Source organism: Cupriavidus necator A5-1 (assembly GCF_000744095.1).
In the GTDB taxonomy this organism is placed as follows: domain Bacteria; phylum Pseudomonadota; class Gammaproteobacteria; order Burkholderiales; family Burkholderiaceae; genus Cupriavidus; species Cupriavidus necator_A.
In genome coordinates this window covers 2,817,152-2,839,515 of record NZ_JQLI01000008.1, presented here as the reverse complement: position 1 = coordinate 2,839,515, position 22,364 = coordinate 2,817,152, and the positions used below count along the sequence as shown (strand labels likewise).

Annotated in this window: 23 protein-coding genes; 14 read left to right on the top strand and 9 right to left on the bottom strand. The window is 66.5% G+C overall.

Annotation, left to right across the window (positions count from 1 at the left end; translation table 11 throughout):
• Positions 1–343 precede the first annotated feature (343 nt).
• The 3 genes from K307_RS37085 (at position 344) to K307_RS48265 (ending at position 1,224) form a co-directional block, all read left to right on the top strand.
• Positions 344–592, top strand: a complete 249-nt coding sequence (locus K307_RS37085) for a hypothetical protein (protein ID WP_042886080.1) — start codon at positions 344–346, stop codon at positions 590–592.
• A 93-nt stretch (positions 593–685) separates the two neighbouring features.
• Complete coding sequence (locus tag K307_RS37080; RefSeq protein ID WP_051975345.1) at positions 686–1,030, top strand: hypothetical protein; 345 nt, start codon at positions 686–688, stop codon at positions 1,028–1,030.
• A gap of 20 nt (positions 1,031–1,050) precedes the next feature.
• Positions 1,051–1,224, top strand: coding sequence for a hypothetical protein (locus K307_RS48265; RefSeq protein ID WP_155301333.1), 174 nt, complete (start codon positions 1,051–1,053; stop codon positions 1,222–1,224).
• On the opposite strand, the gene K307_RS37075 is transcribed toward K307_RS48265, so the two are convergent.
• From K307_RS37075 to K307_RS37065, 3 genes are all read right to left on the bottom strand, one after another.
• The gene (locus K307_RS37075; RefSeq protein ID WP_042886079.1) at positions 1,204–2,169 is read right to left on the bottom strand and encodes a Bug family tripartite tricarboxylate transporter substrate binding protein; all 966 of its coding nucleotides are present in this window, start codon (positions 2,167–2,169) and stop codon (positions 1,204–1,206) included. The genes K307_RS48265 and K307_RS37075 overlap by 21 nt on opposite strands.
• Positions 2,170–2,290: 121 nt before the next feature.
• Complete coding sequence (locus K307_RS37070; protein ID WP_042886078.1) at positions 2,291–3,391, bottom strand: porin; 1,101 nt, start codon at positions 3,389–3,391, stop codon at positions 2,291–2,293.
• 144 nt (positions 3,392–3,535) lie between these two features.
• Positions 3,536–4,459, bottom strand: a complete 924-nt coding sequence (locus tag K307_RS37065; RefSeq protein WP_042886076.1) for a dihydrodipicolinate synthase family protein — start codon at positions 4,457–4,459, stop codon at positions 3,536–3,538.
• A 190-nt stretch (positions 4,460–4,649) separates the two neighbouring features.
• Here K307_RS37065 and K307_RS37060 point away from each other — a divergent pair, with 190 nt between their 5' ends.
• Positions 4,650–5,579, top strand: coding sequence for a LysR family transcriptional regulator (locus K307_RS37060; protein ID WP_042886075.1), 930 nt, complete (start codon positions 4,650–4,652; stop codon positions 5,577–5,579).
• Positions 5,580–5,940: 361 nt separating this feature from the next.
• On the opposite strand, the gene K307_RS37055 is transcribed toward K307_RS37060, so the two are convergent.
• Positions 5,941–8,391 carry a TonB-dependent receptor gene (locus K307_RS37055; protein WP_051975344.1) on the bottom strand — a complete coding sequence of 817 codons (2,451 nt, stop codon included), beginning with the start codon at positions 8,389–8,391 and terminating at the stop codon, positions 5,941–5,943.
• A 180-nt stretch (positions 8,392–8,571) separates the two neighbouring features.
• Between K307_RS37055 and K307_RS37050 the strand changes: the two genes are divergently transcribed.
• The 9 genes from K307_RS37050 to K307_RS37010 all read left to right on the top strand — a co-directional run bounded on the left by K307_RS37050 (position 8,572) and on the right by K307_RS37010 (position 18,015).
• Positions 8,572–10,005: a histidine kinase gene (locus K307_RS37050; protein ID WP_080745362.1), complete on the top strand. Its 1,434-nt coding sequence runs from the start codon at positions 8,572–8,574 to the stop codon at positions 10,003–10,005.
• Complete coding sequence (locus K307_RS37045) at positions 10,002–10,622, top strand: response regulator transcription factor (protein WP_042886074.1); 621 nt, start codon at positions 10,002–10,004, stop codon at positions 10,620–10,622. Before K307_RS37050 ends, K307_RS37045 begins: the two co-directional genes overlap by 4 nt.
• Positions 10,623–10,837: 215 nt before the next feature.
• Positions 10,838–11,821, top strand: coding sequence for a tripartite tricarboxylate transporter substrate binding protein (locus tag K307_RS37040; RefSeq protein WP_042886073.1), 984 nt, complete (start codon positions 10,838–10,840; stop codon positions 11,819–11,821).
• On the top strand, positions 11,818–12,594 hold the full coding sequence (locus K307_RS37035) for an ABC transporter ATP-binding protein (RefSeq protein WP_042886072.1): 777 nt from the start codon (positions 11,818–11,820) through the stop codon (positions 12,592–12,594). The genes K307_RS37040 and K307_RS37035 overlap by 4 nt, the downstream gene beginning before the upstream one ends.
• Positions 12,591–13,610, top strand: coding sequence for a PQQ-dependent catabolism-associated beta-propeller protein (locus tag K307_RS37030; protein WP_042886071.1), 1,020 nt, complete (start codon positions 12,591–12,593; stop codon positions 13,608–13,610). The genes K307_RS37035 and K307_RS37030 overlap by 4 nt, the downstream gene beginning before the upstream one ends.
• A gap of 34 nt (positions 13,611–13,644) precedes the next feature.
• Positions 13,645–14,808, top strand: a complete 1,164-nt coding sequence (locus tag K307_RS37025) for an ABC transporter substrate-binding protein (RefSeq protein WP_155301332.1) — start codon at positions 13,645–13,647, stop codon at positions 14,806–14,808.
• A 24-nt stretch (positions 14,809–14,832) separates the two neighbouring features.
• Positions 14,833–15,645: an ABC transporter permease gene (locus K307_RS37020; RefSeq protein ID WP_042886069.1), complete on the top strand. Its 813-nt coding sequence runs from the start codon at positions 14,833–14,835 to the stop codon at positions 15,643–15,645.
• Between the two features lie 208 nt (positions 15,646–15,853).
• Positions 15,854–17,596, top strand: coding sequence for a PQQ-dependent methanol/ethanol family dehydrogenase (locus tag K307_RS37015; RefSeq protein ID WP_042886067.1), 1,743 nt, complete (start codon positions 15,854–15,856; stop codon positions 17,594–17,596).
• A gap of 92 nt (positions 17,597–17,688) precedes the next feature.
• On the top strand, positions 17,689–18,015 hold the full coding sequence (locus tag K307_RS37010; RefSeq protein WP_051975343.1) for a c-type cytochrome: 327 nt from the start codon (positions 17,689–17,691) through the stop codon (positions 18,013–18,015).
• 53 nt (positions 18,016–18,068) lie between these two features.
• Here K307_RS37010 and pqqE read toward each other — a convergent pair whose 3' ends face one another.
• From pqqE to pqqA, 5 genes are all read right to left on the bottom strand, one after another.
• Positions 18,069–19,226, bottom strand: a complete 1,158-nt coding sequence (pqqE, locus tag K307_RS37005; RefSeq protein ID WP_196251682.1) for a pyrroloquinoline quinone biosynthesis protein PqqE — start codon at positions 19,224–19,226, stop codon at positions 18,069–18,071.
• Positions 19,198–19,470 carry a pyrroloquinoline quinone biosynthesis peptide chaperone PqqD gene (gene pqqD / locus K307_RS37000; protein ID WP_042886064.1) on the bottom strand — a complete coding sequence of 91 codons (273 nt, stop codon included), beginning with the start codon at positions 19,468–19,470 and terminating at the stop codon, positions 19,198–19,200. The genes pqqE and pqqD overlap by 29 nt, the downstream gene beginning before the upstream one ends.
• Positions 19,467–20,159: a pyrroloquinoline-quinone synthase PqqC gene (pqqC, locus tag K307_RS36995; protein ID WP_042886062.1), complete on the bottom strand. Its 693-nt coding sequence runs from the start codon at positions 20,157–20,159 to the stop codon at positions 19,467–19,469. Before pqqC ends, pqqD begins: the two co-directional genes overlap by 4 nt.
• On the bottom strand, positions 20,156–21,073 hold the full coding sequence (pqqB, locus tag K307_RS36990; RefSeq protein ID WP_042886060.1) for a pyrroloquinoline quinone biosynthesis protein PqqB: 918 nt from the start codon (positions 21,071–21,073) through the stop codon (positions 20,156–20,158). Before pqqB ends, pqqC begins: the two co-directional genes overlap by 4 nt.
• Before the next feature lie 134 nt (positions 21,074–21,207).
• Positions 21,208–21,282 (bottom strand): pyrroloquinoline quinone precursor peptide PqqA, encoded by a 75-nt coding sequence (gene pqqA, locus K307_RS46975; RefSeq protein ID WP_012355514.1) that lies wholly within the window; start codon positions 21,280–21,282, stop codon positions 21,208–21,210.
• 83 nt (positions 21,283–21,365) lie between these two features.
• Here pqqA and K307_RS36985 point away from each other — a divergent pair, with 83 nt between their 5' ends.
• Positions 21,366–22,304 carry an alpha/beta fold hydrolase gene (locus tag K307_RS36985; RefSeq protein ID WP_042886059.1) on the top strand — a complete coding sequence of 313 codons (939 nt, stop codon included), beginning with the start codon at positions 21,366–21,368 and terminating at the stop codon, positions 22,302–22,304.
• Positions 22,305–22,364 lie beyond the last annotated feature (60 nt).

The following is a 22,364-nucleotide window of genomic DNA, read 5'->3' as shown; positions in this document are numbered from 1 at the left end:
ATTAATTTCCCCTGACCAGGGCGGCGCAGGGCAACTCCTCCAGGCATCGCTGGCCGCACTCGGTTCAGCCAGCCCCCGGACGCCGCTTTCTACAAGACATCGTCTAAGTTACCGGGGCTACAGCGCAATTTTTCAGCTGGCGGGGAGTGACAGCCCAGTGCTCGCAGTCAGCGAGAAGGTGGCTGGCAGCGGCCTTGGGGTGAACCGGGGTTGATACCGTGGCCCTGCATGATAATCGCGCCGCCCCACGGCACGGGAATTGCCTCATCAGGAGTCATAGCTGAAGCGTTTCATCTACCTTCACGACCTAACACTTATGGGATGACCTTATGGACCCCGGCACATGGATATCGATGACAAGCGGCTTACCAAATACCGTGGGTACCACATTCAGGTTGTCCTTATTGCTAGCGCTAAGGACATGTTCGAAGCCTGGTTCCAGATAGCGGGGCCCGTGAAGCCGCCGGGGGCTGCCGTGCTGGGAAAGCGTGTCAAGGTCAACGGCAGGCCGTTCAGCCGGCGCTGGGCCTATCTCGTTGGCGAGTTGGCAGGTAGGGCCGCAATTGACGGAATCCTGGGCGGCGATGACTAGCGTTTCATCACCGGGATCAGATGGGCTGCTGACAATGCTCGGCGGGTGCCAGGCCGGCCGGGGTGGCTTGTAGCGCTGCAAGGAGATATTTTCATGACGCACTTCGTTCCCTTCACTGTGCAGCATCTCGAAGCGGCATGCCGTGTCCTCGGAGACACCGAACGCGGTCTTACAGGACCGCAAATTGGGAGGCTGCTCCAGGAAATCGGACTCCCGGATCCGTGCCAGACCATGACCAAATGGAAGCGCTTATTCAAGGCACTGGCGAGTGCACAGCATCGCTTTCGGGTGGGCAATCATTTAATTTTGCTGATCGACCACGCCGCTCGTGAAGCCGACGGGCTTCGTTGGTGCCGGGATGAAATGAACGCTGTGCTGTCGTTTTCAGGCTTGTATGTGCGGAAGGACGGTCGTGTGGCATTCCTGGCAAATGGATAGCGCTGGAGCAAGCAACGCTGATGGCCGAACGCCTGCAGGAACTCGCCGACGGCACCGCGACGATCCAGCGCTTCGTGCCCGGACTGGAACAAGCCGAGACAACGCTGCGACTTTGTTCCGCCAAGGCGTCACCGCCGTCCTTGCACGCACGACTCCGTCCAGGCAGAAGCACCTCAGTCGAGTTTGATATTTGACGCCTTGATCAGGGTGCTGAACCTTGCCTTCTCTTGCCTGATGTATGCGATGAAGTCTGCCGGCTGGGACGCCGTGGCGGTAAATCCATATTCACCCAGCACCTTGGCCGCTCGCTCCGAAGCCAATGCCTTCGCGACTTCTCTCTGGATGCGTTGAGTCAGTTCGGCAGGCATGTTCGCCGGTCCCCACAACCCGTACCAGGAAACCATTTCGAAGCCATTCAACCCGGACTCCGCGACCGTCGGAACGTCCGGCAAGGCGGAAATGCGCTTCGCACTGGTGACGGCGAGCGGCTTTAGCTTTCCGCTCTTCACATGCGGCAACGTCGATGGCAAGGCATCCACCATGGCATTGATGTGTCCACCCATGACTTCGGTCAACGCCGGGGCAGTGCCCTTGTAAGGGATGATCTCGAACTGCAGCTTGCCTTCGTGCTTGATCGCTTCTTCGGCAAGATGGCTAGCCGAGCCGACTGCCGAGGTGCCAAAGGTGTACTTGCCCGGCTCCTTCCTGATGGCGGCCATGAATTCCTTCAGGTCTTTTGCAGGAACACCGGGATGGGCAGTGACCAGCATCGGGACGCTTCCCAGTTGCGTGATCGCCGTGAAGTCCTTTTCTATGTCATAGGTCTTCGTACTCATGAGCATCGGTGTGGCCACGAAAGTCGATGCCTGCACGAGCAGGGTATATCCGTCTGGCGCAGCGGCCGCCACAAGCTTGCTGCCGAGCGTTCCGCTGGCACCAGGCCGGTTATCGACAATGAATTGCTGGCCGAGATTCTCGCTCAGGCGCTGCGCAACAACCCGTGCGACAGCGTCCACCGTTCCGCCCGCGGGATACGGCACTACGATTCTTACCGGCTTGTTCGGGAAGGTCTGTCCGAGAGCTAGTGGGGCGGCAAGAGCAAAGCTCATGGCCAGTAACGTTCTCAAGATGCATCGCATTGTCGTCTCCTGATGTTGACTTGCATGTTTGATGCTCCGCCTCAACTGGCGGGCGCGCGAAGAATTGACTCTTTTCCCCGGCGGTTGCGAATTCCTGTCGACACACAGCGATAGCGCCAGCTCAGAAAATATGCTTGACACCAAGCATTGCCCCAAACTGGTTTCCACCCGGTGTCGGCGCGCTGGTTCCAACGGCGCTGCCAGCGCTGACCGACAAGGCCAGTTGGCCGCGGTTGTCAATAAAGCCAGTCGTGACATAGGCCGAGGCCCGCTTGGAAAAGGCGTAGGTACCGCGCAGGGCGCCGAGCCATGCCTTATTGGCGCTATGGTTAAAGCCCAGGTAATAGAGTTGCCCGGCAAGATTGAAAGCGGGCGTGAGATCGTAGGCCAGGCCAGCATAGTAAAGCTGGCTATGGGACGTGGTGCTGCCTTCATTATTCCTGAAGGTGCCGCCGATACCGATCTTCGCCTTGGACAACTGCATGTAAGCGCCAAAGTGCAGGCGGTCGTCCTTGAGGCCGCTGCTCACCAGTCCGCCTGCCGCGCCCGCGCCGCCGCGCAAGGAGTCATACGCGGTCGCCAAGCCCCACCAGTTGGTGTCATAGCGCAGCATCACGGACCATTCGCGGCATGCCTTGCTGTCAGCGGGATTTTCTCCCGGGCAGTTGGTTCCCGCCGGGTTTTGGCCTGCATTGACCGTGTCTCGCCCCAGGCTGTAGGTGGCGCCGACTGTCAGGCCACCGAACGTCCCTTTGTAGGCGATCGCATTGTCGGCGCGGGCATTGGGGCGGTAGCTGTCCAGAGCGTTGGCGCCGTAGATATTTGGCCCGAGGATATCGGAATCCAGTGTCGACCAGAAGGTCATCGTCCACTGACGGCCGAAGGAGAGCTGCCCCCAGCGATTGCTCAGCCCGACAAAGGCCTGACGACCAAACAATCTGCCGCCCTGGTTCGATGATCCGGAATCCGGCGCGAAGCCTGATTCCAGTACGAAGACGGATTTAAGTCCGCCTCCCAGGTCGTCCGTGCCTCGCATCCCCCAGCGCGAAGGCACGGTCGCCGTCAGGTTTGGCATGCGCACGACACTGTCTTTGCCAGCGCCAATATGATTGACATACTCGACGCCGGTGTCGATGACGCCGTATAGCGTCACGGATTGCGCCAACACGAACAGCGGCGTGGCACATAGCGCGCCGGCGCACCATTTCCCCGTACCCTTCACAGGTGTCTCCTTGTTGTTCTACGTTGTCACAGCGGGCGGAGGACAAGCGACCAGCTGCTTCGCTGCCGGCGCTGTAACGGAGGGGACGGAGGCCAGGCTCGGCCCGGCCTCCCGGCACAGCCTCCTGGCTGCGCCTGCCGAGGCTCAGCCGGCGAGGCCGGCGGCGCGAATCGCGTTGGCAATATCGATTTCGGCGCCAGGCTCCAGCGGCAGCAGCGGCGAGCGCACGGTAGCGTGTTCGAGGATGCCGCGCGCCACCAACGCATGCTTGAGCGCCACCGTACCTTCCATGTGCGAGCCGCGGTGGTACACGTTCTTGGTGACCGGGAGCAGCTGGTCATGCAATGCGCGGGCGCGCGGATAGTCCTTCGCCTTGCCGGCCTTGATCAGTTCAATCAGCAGCTCGGGGGCGATATTGCCGTAGCCCACCAGCGCACCGTCGACGTCGAACATGGTATGCAGCAGGTACTCGTCGTGGCATGTCAGGATCTGCAGGTCCGGGTTCTCGCGGCGGATCACGGGGATCTCGGTATCCCAGCGGCGCATATTGCGTACACCGTTCTTCATCGCGAAGACGCCCGGCTGCGCCGCGATCTCGAGCTGGGTTTCCAGGTTGTAGGTGGCCTTGGTGGCGTCCGGGTACTGGAACAGGATCAGCGGCAGGCCGCTTTCCTCGTAGATGGCGCGATAGCGGTCCTGGGGCGCGCCCTTCTGGTAGCCGAAGCGCAGCCAGCCGTGCGACGGATAGACGAGGCCAGCCGAGGCGCCAGCCTTGATGGCGCGCTTGGCTTCGGCAGCGGCCACCTGGGTGCCTTCCAGCGTGATACCGGCAATCACCGGCAGCTTGCCGTCCACCGAGTTCACGAAGCTTTCGATCACTGCCATTTGCTCTTCCTGCGACAGGAAGGTGCCTTCGCCCGCGTGGCCGAGGACGACCAGGCCCTTGACGCCGTCGAACCCGCCCAGCCACGAACCGAGTCGCTGGATAGCCGCATGGTCAACCGCGCCGTCGCGGGTGAATGGGGTAACGGGGGCCGGAACAAGACCGCGCAGATCAATGTCTTTCATGTCACTTCCTGTATGGGTGAGAAGTTCACCGGGTGGCAGGGTGCCCCCGCGGCGAGCCCGCCGCTCCCTGAGTTTTTCAGGGCTGCGACGTGCATGCGAGGCAGTCTAGGGCCCGAATCGCCATACCGGAACTGACAGATCAGCTATTTCAGATATACTGATCAGACATAGCGCGCAACTGAAGTCAGCGATGAACTACTCCGCGTGGAAACTGTTTCTGGCGGCTGCCGATCTGGGTAGCCTGAGCAAGGTGGCGCAGTCCTACGGCACGAGCCAGCCCCATATCAGCCGCCAGCTCAACGACCTGGAACAAGAATGCGGAGGGCGCCTGTTCCAGCGGACGGGCCGCGGCGTGGTGCTGACGGAGTTCGGCGAGCGCATAGCACCCAAGGTCAGGGCCTGGGTGGCCGGCACCGACCAGCTTGTCAACGACATCCACTCCACTTCGGGCAAGCCGATCGGCATGGTGCGCATCGGCATCCTTCCCTCAACTGCACACCCGCTGGTCAGCACGCTTTATTACCGCCTGAAGGAGCGTTACCCGCTCGTCCAACTCAGTGTGCGAGAGGGACAAGGTGCGCAACTTGAGAACTGGCTGGAAGCCGGTCATGTCGACCTGGCGATCTTGTTCCGGCACAGTCCGGTGCCCAAGCATGGCGACGTGTATCTGGTCGAAACCGCTACCTATCTGGTTGGCGCCGCCGGCGACAGCGTGACCGCCAGCCCCACCGTACCGTTTTCCGCGCTCCACAACCTGCCGTTGGTAATGTTCTGCCGGCCCAACAGCTGGCGCGACAGGCTGGACCAAATGGCACTGGAGCACGGCATCACGCTGAACGTAGCGGTGGAGGCCGATTCGCTAAGCCTGCAGACCCATATCGTTGCCGACGGAGGCATGTACGCGCTGCTGGGGCCGTATGCGATCTCGAACGCGGGCCGGGACTGCCGCTTGCAGGCTTCGAAGATCATCAATCCGCAGATCAACCGCCATATTGCGCTGGCCATGTCGCGCCATGGGGAACTCACGCTGGCGTGCCGCACCGTGATGCAACTCGTTCGAGAGATTGCGCAATTTGGAGGACCCGAGTCGACGGGGCGGGGAACCGAGGTCTCAACTTGAGAATCGCTGCAACGCGTGCGCCGTGCGCGGGCCATAAAGCTGTCAACGCGTCTTGCGCAATCTGAAGTGAATGACGTCTGTGCGATTCTTCACTATCTGACCGAACGCCATTCTCCGATCGCCGCATCGCAGTGAATCGCACCGTTCGCCATTGAAACACCCTTAAATGTGAAAGGTTTTAGACACTATGGCGGATGCTGATTCAATGACCATCGTTCAGCATGGAATACGCGGGGCAGGTGTTCGCTCCGCTTTTCCGAGCTCTCGGGGCACCCCCCCGGACCCCGGGGGCTTCTTTTTCAACATGCCTCTGAGCAGAGGAGGAGGGCGCGGTACGTGCCTGGCCGCCACCCCACATCCCCTACATCCGATACACCACCCCCACAAAGAAACTCCGCGGCGCCCCCGGTGCCACGAACAATGCGCTGGCGCCATCCCCCGGCGCGACATGCGGCTGCACCAGGTTCCCATTCGGAAATAAGTTGTTGGCGATCTGGCCATAGGTCTCATAACGTCGATCGAACAGGTTGGCCACGCGCGCGTAGACCTCGAAGCGCTTGTTCACCTTGTACGCCGCACGCAGGTTGACGGTCGCGTACCCAGGCACGCGCCAGTCGGCGGTCTTCGGCGCCGTGCCCGGCTGCGGATCGCTGCGCAGGCCGTCTTCGTTGCCGCTGGCGACAGTGCTGGACACCGCCACCATGTCGGCCCCGAGCGTCAGGCTGGCCATTGCCTGCCAGTCGACGCCGAGCTTGAGCGTGTGGCGCGGCAAGCCGGCCATGCGCATGCCCGGCCGGATGTCGATGGTGCGTTCGCCTGACGCGAGTTGTCCTGTTGCCTGGTAGGTGGCCTGCAGGTAGCTGTAGCCGAGCCGAAGCGTGACATCGCCCAGCCGCTGGCGCGCCGTGAGATCGAGGCCCTGATTGCGGGTGCGGTCGAAGTTGGCGAAATACCCCAGCTGGGTGTTGGGCGCGCGCAGGAACAGGATGTCGTCGTGATTGTCGATGCGGTACAGCGTGGCGGTGACTTCGCTGTCCTTGCCGGGGCGCCAGCGCACGCCGGCTTCGTAGGCGTGGGAGACGACCTGCTTCAGGTACGGGTCGGCCTGCAATCCTGCCGGCAGGCGGCACGGCCTGGTCGGGTCGGCACAGCCCAGTTCGAGCACCGTGGGCACGCGGTTGTTCTGGGCATAGCCGCCGAACACGGTGACGCCGCCACCGAGCTTCTGCGCAAGTCCCAGCGCGGGGTTGAGCCGGCGGTAGGTAAATTGCTCGCGCGGCTGTTCGCTGCCGTCGCTGTTGCGCAGCGTATTGCTGACCGTGGCGAGATTCCATCTTGCCGAGGCGGTCAGGAAGGTGCTGGGCGTCAGCGACCAGGTGTCGGACAAATACAGGCCGAACGTGCGCGAGGTGCCGCTGACCCCGGAGAACAAGGCATTGGGTTCGTCCGGATCGGCCACGGCGCCGCGGTCGGCGGTGAAGGTGCCAAGCTGCGCATATTGGGAATAGGTCAGGTTGCTGCGGTCGAGGCTTGCGCCGGCGTTCAGCACGTGGTGCTCGGTTTCCTTTGCCAGGCTGAGGGCCACGCCGACGGTCCGCTGCCGCATATGGGTGGTGTTGACCACGGCGGGATGCAGCGCGGCGCCTTCGGCGCGGGTCACGCCACAGTTTTCGCCGCGGGGGCTGCCGTCGGCGTTGAAGCCGTCCTCGCAGGCTTCGGCATAGGCCTCGTAGTCGGGGTTCACGTCGCCGTTGACGGTGTCGCGGCGGCTGGTGCGCACATAGGCGAGGGCCGCGGCGCTGGTCTTGTCGTCGAACCAGTGGCGGCCGTTGAGGGCGACCTGGGTCACCTGGTTGCTGGTCTTGTCCGGATAGGTATACACGGCACGGCGATTGGCCTGGTAGATGTCGGGCAGGGTGGCATCGCCGCTGGCACGGAAGGCCGGGACCAGGCCGTTGCCGGTCAGCGTACTGCGCCCGTGCAGCACGGAGACGTCCCAGCTATCGGTGTCGCCGGCATAGCCTGCCTTGGCGAAGATGTTGCCGAGCCGCCCATCCGAATGGTCGCGCCAGCCGTGCTCCTGGAACAGCGTGCCGGCGGCAAAGGCATGCCAGCCGCCGGCACTGCGCACGCCGCCTGACAGGTCAGCACGCTTGCGGCTGCCGCTGCCGTAGGACAGGTCGGCCGTGAAGCCGGGCGAGTCCAGGCCTGAGCGAGTGGTCATGGCCAGCGAGCCGCCCAGGGTGTTGAGGCCGTAGGCCGGGTTTGCGCTGGAGATCATCGATACGCTCGCGAGCGCGGCTTCCGGGATCATGTCCCAGCTCACCACGTCGCCGAAGGGCTCGTTGACGCGGATGCCGTCCAGGTAGACCGACAGGCCTTGCGGCACGCCCGGGATCGACGAGGCGCGGAAGCCGCGATAGGTGAGATCGGTCTGGAACGGGCTGCCCTGGATGTCGTTGACATTGACGCCGGCCAGGTTGCGCGCCAGGTAGTCGGTCAGGTTGCCGGCGCGCGAGCCGTCCAGCTCATCGCCGCGCACGGTCTGCACGGTGTAGGGCACCAGGTCGCTGTCCACGCCGATGCCGGGAAGCGGCGCGGCCGCCACCACCAGCACTTCCGGCAGCACCGCGCTGTCCTGGTTTGGTACAGGCTGTACCGGGGTGTCCCATTGTGCAACAGCGGGCTGCTGGATCAGCAAGGCCACGGCGATCGTGATCGCGGTGGCAGTGCCGCAACCGGATCGGCCGCAGCGGGCCGCGGCGTGGTTGGGCAGCTGTCGTTGCTGGGCCCGGGACGGGTTGGCTGGCATCTTGCATCTCCTCCTGGATACCGGCGCGTTACCTGCATTGGGTAGCGCCTTAACTGGAACTGGCTGACGGGACCGGGAGCAGTTTTCGCACCTCAGGCATCGGGAAAAACTCCCGATCTGCAATCGGTCTGAGATCGGGCCCCCGCACCGGCGTCCGCCATCCTCCGGAGGAGTACTGCCATGACGATGTCGCGCTACCTGGCCAGCCGAGCCATCGGGCTGTCCGTCACCTGCCTGTGCTGTGCGCTGCTGGCGGCGCTGTGGCTGGCGCGGCAGGCCGTCAGCGAAGAACGCAGCGGCGTGGCCGCGCTGGCGCAGCTCATGCCGCGACTGTCGGCGCTGCAGTCCGCCACGCCGGCGGAGCGCGCTGCGCACCTGGCGGCGCTGCGCGCCATCAATGAGTCGGGGCAGATGCGGCACCTGCGGCTGCGCCTGGAGGACGGCGCGGGCCGCGTACTGGTGGACGCGCCGCAACCGGCCAGGCGCAACGATGCGGAGGACCAGGACCGCTCGTTCACCTTCTTGCAGGCCGACATGGCGGCCGTGGAAAGCGCCTGGGAAATCGCTGCGCGCGACGGCACCGTCTACCGTGCCGCGCTGCACTGGGACCCGGCCAGCGAGCTGCGCGAAGCGCGCGCCGACGTGGCCGGCAACCTGGCCATGCTGGCGCTCTATGGCGTGCTGCTGCTGGGCTGCCTGCTGTGGACGGTGCGGCGCGCCTTCGCGCCGCTGCAGCATATCCTCGACGCCATCGGCCACTACGAGCAGAAGGACTACAGCGTGCGCCTGCCTGCCATGCGCATCCGCGAGCTGGACCTGATCCGCGGCGCGCTGAACCACCTGGCCGGCGCGCTGGCCGAGCACCAGGCCGAACGGCGCGCGCTGAGCCGCAAGCTGCTCGAAGCGCAGGAATGCGAACGCGCGCGGCTGGCGCGTGAGCTGCACGACGAGTTCGGCCAGGTGCTGACCGCGATGCGCGCCGACGCGACCTACCTGGTGCGCAAGAGCACCCATGCGCCGATGCTGCAGATCGTGGCGAACGACCTGGCCGGGCATTGCGCCAGGATCCAGGACGAAGTCCGCCACCTGCTGCACCGGCTGCGCCCGCATGGCGCGCGGCCCGACGGGCGGCTGGCTTCGCTGGAGCGGCTGCTGCAGGACCTGGTGCGGTGCTGGCGCGAACAGCCGGGGCAGTCGGTGCGGCTCGATTGCGAAGTCGACCTTGGCGACGCCGCGCTCGGGCCCGACCTGACGCTGACGCTCTACCGGCTCACGCAGGAGGCGCTGACCAATGTGATGCGCCATGCCGGCGCGCGCTACGTGGCGATCCGCATTGCCGCGACGGCCCGGGGCGGGGTGCACTGGTGCGTGGAAGACGATGGCCGCGGAATCAGCGATATCGCTGCGGCACTGCAGCGCAGCCATGGCCTGCGCGGCATGCAGGAGCGCGCCTGGGCGCATTGCGCCACGCTGTGCATCGGACCGGGGCAAGGGGCGGGCGAAGTGACGGGCGAAGCGGTGGGCTGCCGCCTCAGTGCGAGTTTCCCGCTGCCGGCACCGGCTGCCGCGCCGCTTATATATGGAAGCCAACCAGCAGGGAGACAACCAGCATGAACACGATCGATGTTGTCATCGCGGACGACCACGCGGTCGTGCGCACGGGATACCGGCGCCTGCTCGAACTGGAGGACGGCATGCGCGTGGTGGCCGAGTTCGGCGATGGCGATGCCGCCTATGCCTGGCTCACGCAGCATCCGGCCGATGTGCTGGTGCTGGACCTGTCGATGCCGGGCCGGGGCGGCCTGGAGATGCTGCAGCGGCTGGGCGCGCGTGTTCCCGCGTTGCGGACCCTGGTGTTCAGCATGCATGACAGCGCGGCGATCGTGACGCAGGCCATGCGCGCCGGCGCCGCCGGCTACCTGACCAAGGGCAGCGCGCCGGAGGCGCTGGTCGATGCCGTGCGCAAGGTGGCGGCCGGGCAGCAGGTGTTGTCCGCGGACGTGGCAGGGCTCGTCGATACCGGCGCGCCGCCGCCTCACCTGACGCTGTCGCCAAGGGAGTTCGACCTGTTCCGCCAGTTCGCGCGCGGCATCGCGATCGAGGACGTGGCGGCCCGCTTCTGCCTGAGCACCAAGACCGTAGCCAACTACCAGACGCTGATCCGCAAGAAGATGGGGCTCGCCAACCGCGTCGAGATGCACCGCTATGCGGTCGAGCATGGCTTCGGGTGAGCGCTGACCCTGTCACAAAGCAGGACAGCGATGTGTTCCACCACGAGACAGTCATGCACGGCGCAGTGCACAACGCACGGTCCTGCGATGGCCACAGGCAGCGCGCTCCGGCCCTGCGTGGACAACAACCGGCACGGACACCACGCTCATGCTGCGGCGCACATGGTATCGGCCTTGCGTTGTCCTCCCGCATCCACACCCAACCTCGCCCGATCATGTTCCGTCGCCTCGCCTGCCTGCTGCTGCTGTGCCTCGGCCTCGCCCATGCGGGCGGCGCGCAGGCCGAAGGCGCGCAGGGTTACCCCTCGCGGCCGATCACGCTGGTGGTGCCGTGGCCGGCGGGCGGCGCCACTGATATCTCCATGCGCATCCTGGCGGAACTGGCCGGGCGCGAACTGGGCCAGCCCATCGTGGTGGAGAACCGGCCCGGTGCCGGCGGCACGCTGGTGGGCAGCGTGCTGGCCGCCGCGCGGCCGGACGGCTACACCATCGGCCAGTTGCCGCTGACGGTCTATCGCTTCCCGCACCTGCAGAAGACCGCCTGGCAGCCGCTGCGCGACATCCAGCCCGTGCTGATGATCTCGGGTTATACCTTCGGCATCGTGGTGCCGGCCGACAGCCCGTTCCGCTCGCTGCGTGAGCTGGTCGCCTGGGGCCGCGCGCATCCGGGCGCGCTGACCATGGGCTCGACCGGCATCGGCACCACCGCGCATCTCGCCATGGAAGACGTGCTCGGCCGCAGCGGCGTGCGCTTTATCCATGTGCCGTATCACGGCACCGCCGACCAGATGCTGGCGGTCGCCAACGGCTCGCTGATGGCGGGCGTCAATTCCACCGGCTTCGCGCCTTTCGTGGAGAGCGGCAAGCTGCGGCTGCTGGCGGTGTTCAGCGCGCAGCGCTCGGCGCGCTGGCCTGACGTGCCCACCGTCAGCGAACTGGGCTCTGCCGACGCGGTCCATAACTCCCCGTACGGCATCGGCGTGCCGCGCGGCACGGACCCGGCGATCGTCAGCCGCCTGCATGATGCGTTCCGCACCGCCATGCAGCACCCGCGTCACCTGGCCGAGCTGGCCAGGTACGACCAGGAACTTACTTACTTAAATACCGCGCAGTACGAGGCCTACCTGCGCCAGGCCTGGGACACCGAGCGGCTCTTTGCCGAGCGCGTGGGCACGGCGCGTCCGAAGGGGCAGCTATGACAGCCACGCAAGCACCGCTGGCGCTGTGTTGCGACGGCGTGCGCAAATCGTTCGGCGGCCACGCCGCGCTCGACGGGGTTTCGCTTGGAGTGCGGCGCGGCGAATTCGTGGCGCTGCTCGGGCCCAACGGGGCGGGCAAGACCACGCTGTTCCAGATCCTCAGCGGCCTGTTCGTTGCCGATGCCGGCCGCGTGACGGTGATGGGCAGCGATATGCGCCGCGATCCGGTGAGCGCGCTGGCACAGCTCGGCATCGTGTTCCAGCAGCCGGCCATCGACCTGGACCTGCCGGTGCTGGCCAACCTGCGCTTCCATGCCGATCTGCACGGGCTGCCGCGCGCCGTCGCCAGGCAGCGCATTGAACGGCTGCTGGATGCCTTTGGCCTGGCCGGGCGTGCGCGTGCGCCGGTGCGCGAACTGTCGGGCGGCAACCGGCGCAAGGTGGAGCTGGCGCGCGCGCTGCTGCATGAACCCGCGGTACTGCTGCTGGACGAGCCCACGGCAGGACTCGACCCGGCCTCGCGCGCGCAGCTCGTTGCCGATGCCAGGCGGCTCACGGCGCAGGCGCGCGCGGGCGTGCTGTGGGCCACCCACCTGGTGCAGGAAGTGGAGCACGCGGACCGCGTGATCGTGCTGGACCGCGGCGGCGTGCGGTTCGACGGCACGCCTGCGGCGCTGCGCGGCGTGGCGGAGCGCGACAGCCTTGAAAGCGCTTTCCTCGCATTGACGCCGCCGCCTTCGGACAACCCGGCGAGAAGGACGGTTCCCGCATGAACGAGATGCCATCGCTGCGCTGGTTTGCCGCCACGCTGCTGCTGGCGACGGCCTTGCTGGTCGCCGCCGGACTGGCCGAAGCCGCGCAAGGCGGCGCGGCGCGCGTTGCCAGCGAACAGGTCTTTGTGTCGAGCGAGAAGGACGATGCGGTCGCCGCCTACCATGCGCGCACCCGGCAACTGCTGGCGGTGTGGCGCCAGTGCAAGCGGCCGCGCCACCTGCAGCTTTCGCCGGACCGTGCGCGCCTGTACGTAGCCTGCAGCGACGACAACCGCGTGGACGTGGTCGACGTGGCCAGCCGCAAGACGCTTGCCTCGCTGCCGGTGGGCGACGATCCGGAACTGTTCGACCTGAGCCAGGATGGCCGCACGCTCTATGTCTCGAATGAGGAAGACGCGCTGCTGTCGGCCTACGACACCGCTTCGGGCAAGCGCGTATTCGCGGTCAAGGTGGGCGAGGAGCCCGAAGGCGTCAAGGTCAGCGCGGACGGCCGGCACGTGTACGTGACCTCGGAGGTCGCCAACCTGGTCCATGTGGTCGACGTGGCAGCGCGCAAGGTGATCCGGAACATCCAGGTCGGCAACCGGCCGCGGCGGCTGCTGCTGGTGCGCGACGGCAAGGAGCTGTGGGTGTCCAACGAGCTGTCCGCCAGCGTCAGCGTGATCCGTACCGATACGCTGGAGGTCGCCCAGACCATCGCGTTCGCGCCGCGAGGCTTCCGTGCGGAGGACGTGACCCCGGTGGGCATGGCGGCCAGCCGTGACGGTACGCGCGCGTATATCGGGCTGGGGCGCGCCAATCATGTCGCGGTGGTCGAGGTGGTATCGCGCCGGGTGCTGGGCTACTTGCTGGTCGGCCGGCGCGCATGGGGGCTGGCGCTGAGCCGCGACAGCGCGCGCCTCTACGTCGCCAACGGCCTGTCCGACGACGTCAGCGTGGTGGATACGGCCAGCGGCAAGGCGGTGGCCACGCTCAAGGCGGGCCGGGTCCCGCATTCGGTGGCGATCGATGACTGACCTGTCGCGCCGCGCAGGCAGGGGAGTGCGGGCCATGCTTGCCACCGCCACGCTGATCTTGCTGTCGGCCCTGGCACAGGCGGCCGAGGTGCGCGTGGCGGTGGTCTCGCTGGCCGGCGACCCCCGCTATGAAGCGCGGCGCCTCGCGCAGCGCTTGCCCGGCCAGCCGCAAGGCCGCGCGCTCGACGGCGCGCAGGTGGCGGCCGCCGAGGCGCGCTTCGCGCTGGAGGCCGCCGGCCAGTCGCTGCGGCTCGATCCTCATGAAGCGCGCAGCGAAGCCGAGATCGAGCCGATGGTCGCCGCCCTGGCGCGCCAGGGCACGCGCTTTATCCTGCTCGACCTGCCGTCCGCAGCCGTGCGGGCGGCCGCGGGCTCGGTCAGGCCGGGCGAGGCCTTGCTGTTCAACGTCTCGGCCGATGACGACGAACTGCGCGGCGCTGGCTGTTCGCCAGTGCTGCTGCACACGCTGCCCAGCCTGCGCATGCGCGCCGATGCCCTGATGCAATACCTGGCCCTGCGCAAATGGCGCCGGGCCTTGCTGCTCACCGGCCCGTCCGCGGCCGACGCGGCGCAGCGCGACGCGCTGGCGAAATCGGCGCGGCGCTTCGGCATCGCCTGGTCGGGACAGCGCACGTTCCGGCTCTCCAACGATCCGCGCGAGCGCGACCAGGCCAACCTCAGCCTGCTGACCACCGGCGTGGACTATGACGTGGTGGTGGTGGCCGACGCCGACGGCGAGTTCGCCCGCAGCGTGCCCTACGCCACGCAACTGCCGCGCCCGGTGGTGGGCGCCAGCGGCCTCGGCGCGCAGGCGTGGCACTGGGCCTGGGAGCGCAACGGCGGGCCGCAGCTCAACCGGCGCTTCGAGCGCGCAGCGGGACGTCCGATGACGGGCTACGACTGGGCGGCATGGGTCGCGGTCAAGGCGATTGCAGAAAGCGTGGCGCGGCAGCCCAGGGCTGGCTTTGCCGCGCAGGCGCAAGCGCTGGCCGCGGGCAATGTGGTGGTGGACGGCTTCAAGGGCCCGCCACTGTCGTTCCGGCGCTGGGACCGCCAGTTGCGCCAGCCGTTGTTGCTCGCCCACGCGGACGGCGTGGTCAGCGTGGCACCCGTGGAAGGCGTGCTGCATCCGAAGAGCAATCTCGACACGCTGGGCGCCGATGAAGCCGACACGGCTTGCCGAATCCCGTCCACGTAAGACATCCATGTAAGGCTCCTCGCCATGGCCTCGATCCTGATCCATCGCTGGCGCGCGCTGCGTGCCGTCTGCGGCCGCGAACTGGGCAAGTACCTGCGCCAGCCCGGGCGCCTGCTGTCGTCGCTGGTGCGACCGCTGCTGTGGTTGCTGGTGTTCGCCGCGGGCTTCCAGAACGCGCTGGGCGTCGCCATTGCGCCGCCCTACGACACCTATATCGAATACAAGGTCTACGTGGCGCCCGGCCTGCTCGGCATGATCGCGCTGTTCAACGGCATGCAGTCGTCGCTTGCCATGGTGTACGACCGCGAGATGGGCGTGATGCGGCTGCTGCTGACCGCGCCGTTGCCGCGCGGCTGGCTGCTGGGCTGCAAGCTGGCGGCGGGCACGGTGCTGTCGCTGCTGCAGATGGCCGCGTTTTTGCTGGTGGCGATGGTCTTTGGCATCCGCTTCGAGCCGCTCGACTTGCTGGCGGCGACGGGTGCCATGGCGCTGGCGGCATTGATGCTGGGTGCGCTGGGGCTGCTGCTGTCGGTCCATGTGCGCCAGCTCGAGAATTTTGCCGGCACCATGAATTTCGTGATCTTCCCGATGTTCTTTGTCAGCTCGGCGCTGTATCCGCTGTGGAAGCTGCAGGAGTCGGGCGCGGAGGTGGTCTACCAGCTCGCCCGCTTCAACCCTTTCACGCACGCGGTCGAGGCGATCCGCTTTGCGCTGTACGGGCAGACGGCACCGGTGAGCCTGGCAGTAGTCGCGGGCAGCGCCGTGGTGTTCTTCGTGCTGGCGCTGCAGGGTTACGACCCGCAGCGCGGCATGGCGCGCCGCCGTCAGCAGGCATGAGCGGCCGATGGCGTTGCGCAGTGCTGGCTTCTGTGCACTGTTCAATCCTGGAGCAACTGCAACGCAGTGTTGCGCGCTGGCACGGCGATAACAACGCAACCAGGCCGCAGAGGGCCCGTTTGCGCGGGTTTGCAATTGGCATGGGAATTGCCAAAGGCATGTCTGGTGTTGGCGCACCAGGGAAACCAAAACAAGAGAGGAGAAGGCAATGAGGACATTACGAGCAGTGGTGGCAGTTGCGGCTGCCATGGCAGGTCTGGCCGCGCAGGCGGCGGTGACCGATGCCATGATCGAAAACGACGCAAAGTCCCCCGGCGACGTGTTGTCGTGGGGCATGGGCCCGCAAGGCCAGCGCTATTCCACGCTGTCGCGCATCAATACGAAGAACGTCAGCCACCTGGTGCCGGCCTGGTCGTTCTCGTTCGGCGGCGAGAAGCAGCGCGGGCAGGAATCGCAGCCGGTGATCCATGACGGCAAGATGTTCGTGACGGCCTCGTACTCGCGCGTCTACGCGCTCGACCTGAAGACCGGCCGCAAGCTGTGGAAATATGAGCACCGGCTGCCCGAAGGCATCATGCCGTGCTGTGACGTGGTCAACCGCGGCGCGGCGCTCTACGACAACCTGGTGATCTTCGGCACGCTCGATGCGCAGCTCGTGGCGCTCGACCAGAACACCGGCAAGGTGGTGTGGAAGGAGAAGCTGGAGGACTATGCCGCCGGGTATTCCTATACGGCGGCGCCGCTGATCGTCAAGGGCATGGTGCTGACCGGCATCTCCGGCGGCGAGTTCGGCGTGGTGGGCCGGGTCGATGCGCGCGACGCAAAGACCGGGCAACTGGTGTGGTCGCGGCCGGTGGTCGAAGGCCATATGGGCTACAAGTACGACAAGGAGGGCAACAAGTCCGAGAATGGCGTAACTGGATCCCAGGGCGCGAGCTGGCCGGGCGAAACCTGGAAGACCGGCGGCGCGGCCACCTGGCTGGGCGGCACCTATGATCCTGCGACCGGGCTGGTCTACTTCGGCACCGGCAACCCGGGGCCGTGGAACAGCCATATCCGTAAGGGCGACAACCTCTACTCCGCATCGACGGTGGCGATCGACCCGACCACCGGCAAGATCGTCTGGCACTACCAGAACACCCCGAACGACGGCTGGGACTTTGACGGGGTCAATGAGTTCGTGACCTTCGACCTGGACGGCAAGCGCATGGGCGGCAAGGCCGACCGCAACGGCTTCTTCTATGTCAACGACGCGGCCAACGGCAAGCTGGTCAACGCCTTCCCCTTCGTCAGGAAGATCACCTGGGCCACCGGCATCGACCTGAAGACCGGCCGCCCCAACTTCATCAATGAAGGCCGCCCTGGCGACCCCGCCAACGGCAGCGATCCCAAGAAAGGCAAGTCCGTGTTCGCGGCGCCGGGCTTCCTCGGTGGTAAGAACCAGCAGCCGATGGCTTACAGCCCGCAGACCGGCCTGTTCTACGTGCCCGCCAACGAATGGGGCATGGACATCTGGAACGAGCCGATCAGCTACAAGAAGGGCGCTGCCTTCCTTGGCGCCGGCTTCACCATCCATCCGCTGAACGAGGATTACATCGGCTCGCTGCGCGCCATCAATCCCAAGACCGGCAAGATCGTATGGGAGGTCAAGAACAGCGCGCCGCTGTGGGGTGGCGCGATGACCACCGCCGGCGGGCTGGTGTTCTGGGGCACGCCGGAGGGCTACCTGAAGGCGGCCGACGCGAAGACCGGCAAGGAGCTCTGGCAGTTCCAGACCGGCAGCGGCGTGGTGGCACCGCCGGTCACGTGGGAGGACAACGGCGAGCAGTACGTGGCCGTAGTGTCCGGCTGGGGCGGCGCCGTGCCGCTATGGGGCGGCGAGGTCGCCAAGCGGGTGAATTTCCTGGAGCAGGGCGGCTCGGTGTGGGTGTTCAAGCTGCATAAGAGCTGAACGCGCGCGCACGGAAACTGTCCGCGGCATGCCGGTGGCGGACGCCGGCGTGCCGCGGGCGCGGTTGCAACACGAAACAGCGGGACACAGGTATGAAGAATCAATGGATGGCGCAGGCAGCCGCGGCTTCGGTGCTGCTGCTCTGCGCGGCACCAGGCGCCACGGCGGCCGATATGCAAGCGCTGGCTGACAAGAACGGCTGCTTTTCCTGCCATGGCATGCAGTCGAAGCTGGTGGGACCGGGATTTGCCGAGGTGGCGGAAAAATACAAGGGCGATGAGCAGGCGGCCGAACGGCTGGCCAAAAAGATCCGCGAAGGCGGCAAGGGCGTGTGGGGGCGGATTCCGATGCCGCCGCACGGCAGTCTTGGCGAGGACGATGCGAAGAAGCTGGCGGAGTGGGTGTTGAAGGTGGGTTAAGGCAGCAGGGTGTGGGCGATACCCCGGCCTGGCATGCGCCAGGCCGGGGCTTTTTACTTTTGGCCGCTGCTCAGCCGCAGTGAGTTGCCGTCGCTGCGGAACACCATCGGGTAGGCCCGGTCACGCGCCTGGACAGCTGCCAGCCGGCCCTGCAGCACGATCTCGTTGACCTTTTCGTGCTCGCCTGAGCGATCGCAGACAGGATCGGTCGCGGCAGGGTCGCCGGTGAGCAGGAAGGCCTGGCAGCGGCAGCCGCCGTAGTCCTCCTCGCGCTGGTCGCACGAACGGCAGGGCTCCTGCATCCAGTGCGTGCCGCGGAAGCGGCGGAACGCATCGCTTTCGGTCCAGATCGCGCGCAGGCTCTGCGTGGTGACGTTCGGCAGCACCAGCCCCGGCAGCATGCGCGCCGCATGGCACGGCAGCGCGGTACCGTCCGGCGCGACGCCAAGGAAGGTCGTGCCCCAGCCGTTCATGCATTTCTTGGGCCGCGGCTCGAAATAGTCTGGCACCACGAACAGGATCTGGCATTGCCTGCCGACGCGCGCGCGGTACTGCTTGACCACCGCCTCGGCGTCGCGCAGCTGCTCCTGCGTGGGCATCAGCGCGAGCCGGTTCTCCCAGGCCCAGCCGTAGTACTGCGTATTGGCCAGTTCCAGGTATTCGGCGTCCATCTGCAACGCCATCTCGATGATGGTGCCGACATGCGCCAGGTTGTGCCGGTGCAGCACGCAGTTCATCACCATCGGGTAGCCGTGCGCCTTGATCATCCGGGCCACGCGCTGCTTCAGGTCGAAGGTGCGGGTGCTGGAGAGGAAGTCGTTGAGCTCGCGGGTGGAGTCCTGGAACGAGAGCTGGATATGGTCCAGGCCCGCTTCACGCAGGCCGGCCAGGCGGGCGTCGGTCAGACCCACGCCCGAGGTGATCAGGTTGGTGTAGAAGCCGAGGCCGTGCGCGTGCCGCACCAGCGCCTCCAGGTCCTTGCGCAGCAGCGGCTCGCCGCCGGACAGGCCAAGTTGTACGGCGCCCAGCGCACGGGCCTGGCTGAATACGTCGCACCACTGCGCGGTATCGAGCTCGACCGTGTTGCGGGCATAGTCCACCGGGTTGGAGCAGAAGGCGCAGTGCAGCGGGCAGCGGTAGGTCAGTTCCGCCAGCAGCCACAGTGGCGGGCCTGGCGACACCTCAGACCAGCCAGCCGCGTTCGATTGCATGTTTGACAAAGGCATGTACCTCCGGGGCGATGCCCTGCACGCCGAAGGCGGCCTGCAGGTCGTCGATCAGCATGTCCAGCGTGTGGCCGCCGTCGCAGCGCTGCAGGATCGCCGCGGCGCTGTCGTTGAGGGTGACCATGCCTTCCGGGTACAGCAGCACCCAGCTTTGCTGGGACTCCTCCCATTGGAGGCGGAAGGTCCGGTGCAGCACCGGTCTGGCAAGTTCGGGAGCGCTGGCTGTCATGGGTTGGCTTGCTGGATGGCGTCGAGCATCGACCAGAGCACGTCGAGCTTGAACTGCAGGATATCGAGCGCGCGTTGCTGTTGCGCCGCGGTGCGGAAGTAGCCCAGCGTCACGCGCAGGCCGTGGTCCACGTCGCGCTGGGCCAGCGGAATGCGCGAGCGGAAGTAGTCCAGGCCCGCTGCATCGATCCACGGGTAATGCGTTGGCCAACCCGCCAGGCGCTCCTTGTGGATCTCGGGCGCGAACATCTCCGTCAGCGACGAGCACACGGCTTCCTGCCACGGCGCCCGCCGCGCGAAATTGACATAGGCGTCGACCGCGAAGCGCACGCCGGGCAGCACGTGCCGGTGTTCGACCAGTGCCTCGCGTTCCAGTCCCACCGCCAGCCCCAGGCGCAGCCAGGCCTCGATGCCGCCGGGCTGCGCGTCGGAGCCATCGTGGTCGAGGATGCGCACCACCCACTCCCGGCGGGTGTCGCGATCCGGGCAGTTCGACAGGATGGCGGCATCCTTCAACGGGATGCACGCCTGGTAGTAGAAGCGGTTGGCCACCCACGCGCGGATCTGCGTGGGCGAGCACTGCCCCGCGGCCATGCGCTGGTTGAAGGGATGATGGATGTGGTAGCCACTTTCCTTGGCGCGCAGGCGGGCTTCGAACTCTGCCGGGCTCCATGCGATCGGTTCTGTCATAGCGTGATCTCCATGCCGTCGTAGGCGAGTTCGATGCCGTGCCGCTTCAGCACGGCGCGTTCCGGCGCGTCTTCCACCAGCACCGGATTCGTGTTGTTGATGTGGATAAGGATCTTGCGGCTGGCGGGCAGCCGGTCGAGGATTTCGATCATGCCGCCGAGGCCGGACAGCGGCAGGTGGCCCATGTCGGCGGCGGTCTTGCCGGAGAAGCCGAGGGCCTGCATTTCGTCGTGGCGCCAGAAGGTGCCGTCGACCAGCACGATGTCCGCGCTGCGCAGCTCGGTGAAGACGTGGTCGTCGACCAGGCCGAGGCCGGGCGCATAGAAGGCACGGCGGCCGCTGCGGCGGTCTTCGATGCGCAGGCCGATATTGTCGCCGGGGCGGGGCGCGTGGCGGTTGGGCGAGTAGGGCGGGGCCTTGCTCTGCAGCGGTACGGCGGTAAGCGTCACGCCGTCCAGCGGCGGTATCGAGAACGGCGTGCCGTCGCAGGACAGGGCGTGCGTCTGCAGCCCGCAGTAGTGCGACAGGATGCGCGTCAGCGGGAAGGCCGCGCCAAGATCGTCGAGCACGGATGCGGTGGCGTAGACCGGCAGCGCCTGGCGGTGTTCGCGCAGCATCAGCAGGCCGGTCACGTGGTCGATCTGCGCATCCATCAGCACGACCGCGGCGATGGCGGTATCGCGCGGCGCGCGCGCCGGTTGCAGCGCAGGCGACTGGCGTAGCTGCTGCAGGATATCGGGCGACGCGTTGATGAGGATCGCGTCCGGTCCGTCACCGTGCAGCGCGATCGAGGATTGCGTGCGCGGCGTGGCGCGTACCGAGCCCCGGCGCACGCCATCGCAGTTGTGGCAATTGCAGTTCCATTGCGGAAAGCCGCCGCCGGCGGCCGACCCCAGTACCCGGATGGTTGTCATGGCGCGAGCGCTTTGTGGTGGGTCATGGCATTTACCGCCGTCGTTCCCGCCTGCGCGGGAATGACGACAGAAGTCGATGCGTTAGCTGAACAGCCTGCAAGACGGGCATTGCGCCTGCCCGACCGCATGCACGATCAACGGTTGGCGATGTACATCGTGATTTCAAAGCCAAGCCGCAGCTCGGTGTAGGCGGGCGTGGTCCATGTCATGTCTGTCTCCTTGGGTGGCATGGTTAGTGAATATCGTCCTGGTACGGCAGCGCGGCTGCCGCCTCGCTGACAAGGCAACATCCATGCCCGACGCACCCATGACATCGGACCGTTTTTTCCTGCGTACGCCGGACGCGCAGCGGATGCATGTACGACTGATCGGTCCCGCGGATGGCGAGCCATGGCTCGTCTTGCATGGGGGGCCTGGCAGCGGCTGCTCTGACGCGATGGCGGGATGGTTCGACCATGAACGGCATCGCGTGGTGATGCCGGACCAGCGCGGCGCGGGACGATCCACGCCGGCAGGTGGCCTGCGCCGCAATAACGTGGGCGCGCTGCTGGCGGACCTCGAACAGTTGCGCCGGACCCTGGGTATCGAACGATGGGGTGTGGTGGGCGGATCGTGGGGTGCGGCGCTCGCGCTGGCATATGCGGCGCAATGCCCGGACGCCGTGGCGGCGCTGGTGCTGCGTGGCACGTTCCTGACCGGACGTGACGACGTGTTCGCGTTGTTCGCGCCGCGCCATGGCAGGCGCCGCATGCTGCAATGCGTCAAGCCGCGGGGCGAACGCCTGCCCGATCCGCGGGCCCGGCTGCTCACTGTGTCACGGCTGTTGCAAAGTGGTACGACTGTTCAAAAATGGAACACTGCCGCGGCGTGGCGCGCCAGCGAACAGGCGCTGCTGGGTCTGTCGCCCCGGCTGCATTGCCGCCGCCAGTCCCGACGCGGGCTGGACGCGGCGGTCAACAAGTACCGCATCCAGGCGCATTACCTGCGCAACCGCGCCAGGCTGGGCAAGCCAGCGTTGCTGCAGGCGGCGCGCCGGATTGCCGCGCGAGGCCTGCCAGTGACGGTGCTGCATGGCCGTGCCGATGCGGTGTGCCGTCCCGCCAATGCGCTGCGCCTGCAGGCGGCCATGCCGGGCGCCCGACTGGAATGGGTGGCCGGCGGCCACCTTGCCAGTGGCGTCATGCGCGATGCCCTGGCGGCTGCCATCCGCGCAGCCGGCTGGCAACGATGACGACGCTGACCCGGCGCGGCTTTCCCGGCGCGATGCCCGCCGGGGCTGCGGATGGCCGTG

Excerpts from the sequence above, each read along its gene's own strand:
- K307_RS37085 (WP_042886080.1), top strand. The coding sequence starts at position 344 with ATGGATATCGATGACAAGCGGCTTACCAAATACCGTGGGTACCACATT.
- K307_RS37080 (WP_051975345.1), top strand. The coding sequence starts at position 686 with ATGACGCACTTCGTTCCCTTCACTGTGCAGCATCTCGAAGCGGCATGC.
- K307_RS48265 (WP_155301333.1), top strand. The coding sequence starts at position 1,051 with ATGGCCGAACGCCTGCAGGAACTCGCCGACGGCACCGCGACGATCCAG.
- K307_RS37075 (WP_042886079.1), bottom strand. The coding sequence starts at position 2,169 with ATGCGATGCATCTTGAGAACGTTACTGGCCATGAGCTTTGCTCTTGCC.
- K307_RS37065 (WP_042886076.1), bottom strand. The coding sequence starts at position 4,459 with ATGAAAGACATTGATCTGCGCGGTCTTGTTCCGGCCCCCGTTACCCCA.
- K307_RS37060 (WP_042886075.1), top strand. The coding sequence starts at position 4,650 with ATGAACTACTCCGCGTGGAAACTGTTTCTGGCGGCTGCCGATCTGGGT.
- K307_RS37055 (WP_051975344.1), bottom strand. The coding sequence starts at position 8,391 with ATGCCAGCCAACCCGTCCCGGGCCCAGCAACGACAGCTGCCCAACCAC.
- K307_RS37050 (WP_080745362.1), top strand. The coding sequence starts at position 8,572 with ATGACGATGTCGCGCTACCTGGCCAGCCGAGCCATCGGGCTGTCCGTC.
- K307_RS37045 (WP_042886074.1), top strand. The coding sequence starts at position 10,002 with ATGAACACGATCGATGTTGTCATCGCGGACGACCACGCGGTCGTGCGC.
- K307_RS37040 (WP_042886073.1), top strand. The coding sequence starts at position 10,838 with ATGTTCCGTCGCCTCGCCTGCCTGCTGCTGCTGTGCCTCGGCCTCGCC.
- K307_RS37035 (WP_042886072.1), top strand. The coding sequence starts at position 11,818 with ATGACAGCCACGCAAGCACCGCTGGCGCTGTGTTGCGACGGCGTGCGC.
- K307_RS37030 (WP_042886071.1), top strand. The coding sequence starts at position 12,591 with ATGAACGAGATGCCATCGCTGCGCTGGTTTGCCGCCACGCTGCTGCTG.
- K307_RS37025 (WP_155301332.1), top strand. The coding sequence starts at position 13,645 with ATGCTTGCCACCGCCACGCTGATCTTGCTGTCGGCCCTGGCACAGGCG.
- K307_RS37020 (WP_042886069.1), top strand. The coding sequence starts at position 14,833 with ATGGCCTCGATCCTGATCCATCGCTGGCGCGCGCTGCGTGCCGTCTGC.
- K307_RS37015 (WP_042886067.1), top strand. The coding sequence starts at position 15,854 with ATGAGGACATTACGAGCAGTGGTGGCAGTTGCGGCTGCCATGGCAGGT.
- K307_RS37010 (WP_051975343.1), top strand. The coding sequence starts at position 17,689 with ATGAAGAATCAATGGATGGCGCAGGCAGCCGCGGCTTCGGTGCTGCTG.
- pqqE (WP_196251682.1), bottom strand. The coding sequence starts at position 19,226 with ATGCAATCGAACGCGGCTGGCTGGTCTGAGGTGTCGCCAGGCCCGCCA.
- pqqD (WP_042886064.1), bottom strand. The coding sequence starts at position 19,470 with ATGACAGCCAGCGCTCCCGAACTTGCCAGACCGGTGCTGCACCGGACC.
- pqqC (WP_042886062.1), bottom strand. The coding sequence starts at position 20,159 with ATGACAGAACCGATCGCATGGAGCCCGGCAGAGTTCGAAGCCCGCCTG.
- pqqB (WP_042886060.1), bottom strand. The coding sequence starts at position 21,073 with ATGACAACCATCCGGGTACTGGGGTCGGCCGCCGGCGGCGGCTTTCCG.
- K307_RS36985 (WP_042886059.1), top strand. The coding sequence starts at position 21,366 with ATGCCCGACGCACCCATGACATCGGACCGTTTTTTCCTGCGTACGCCG.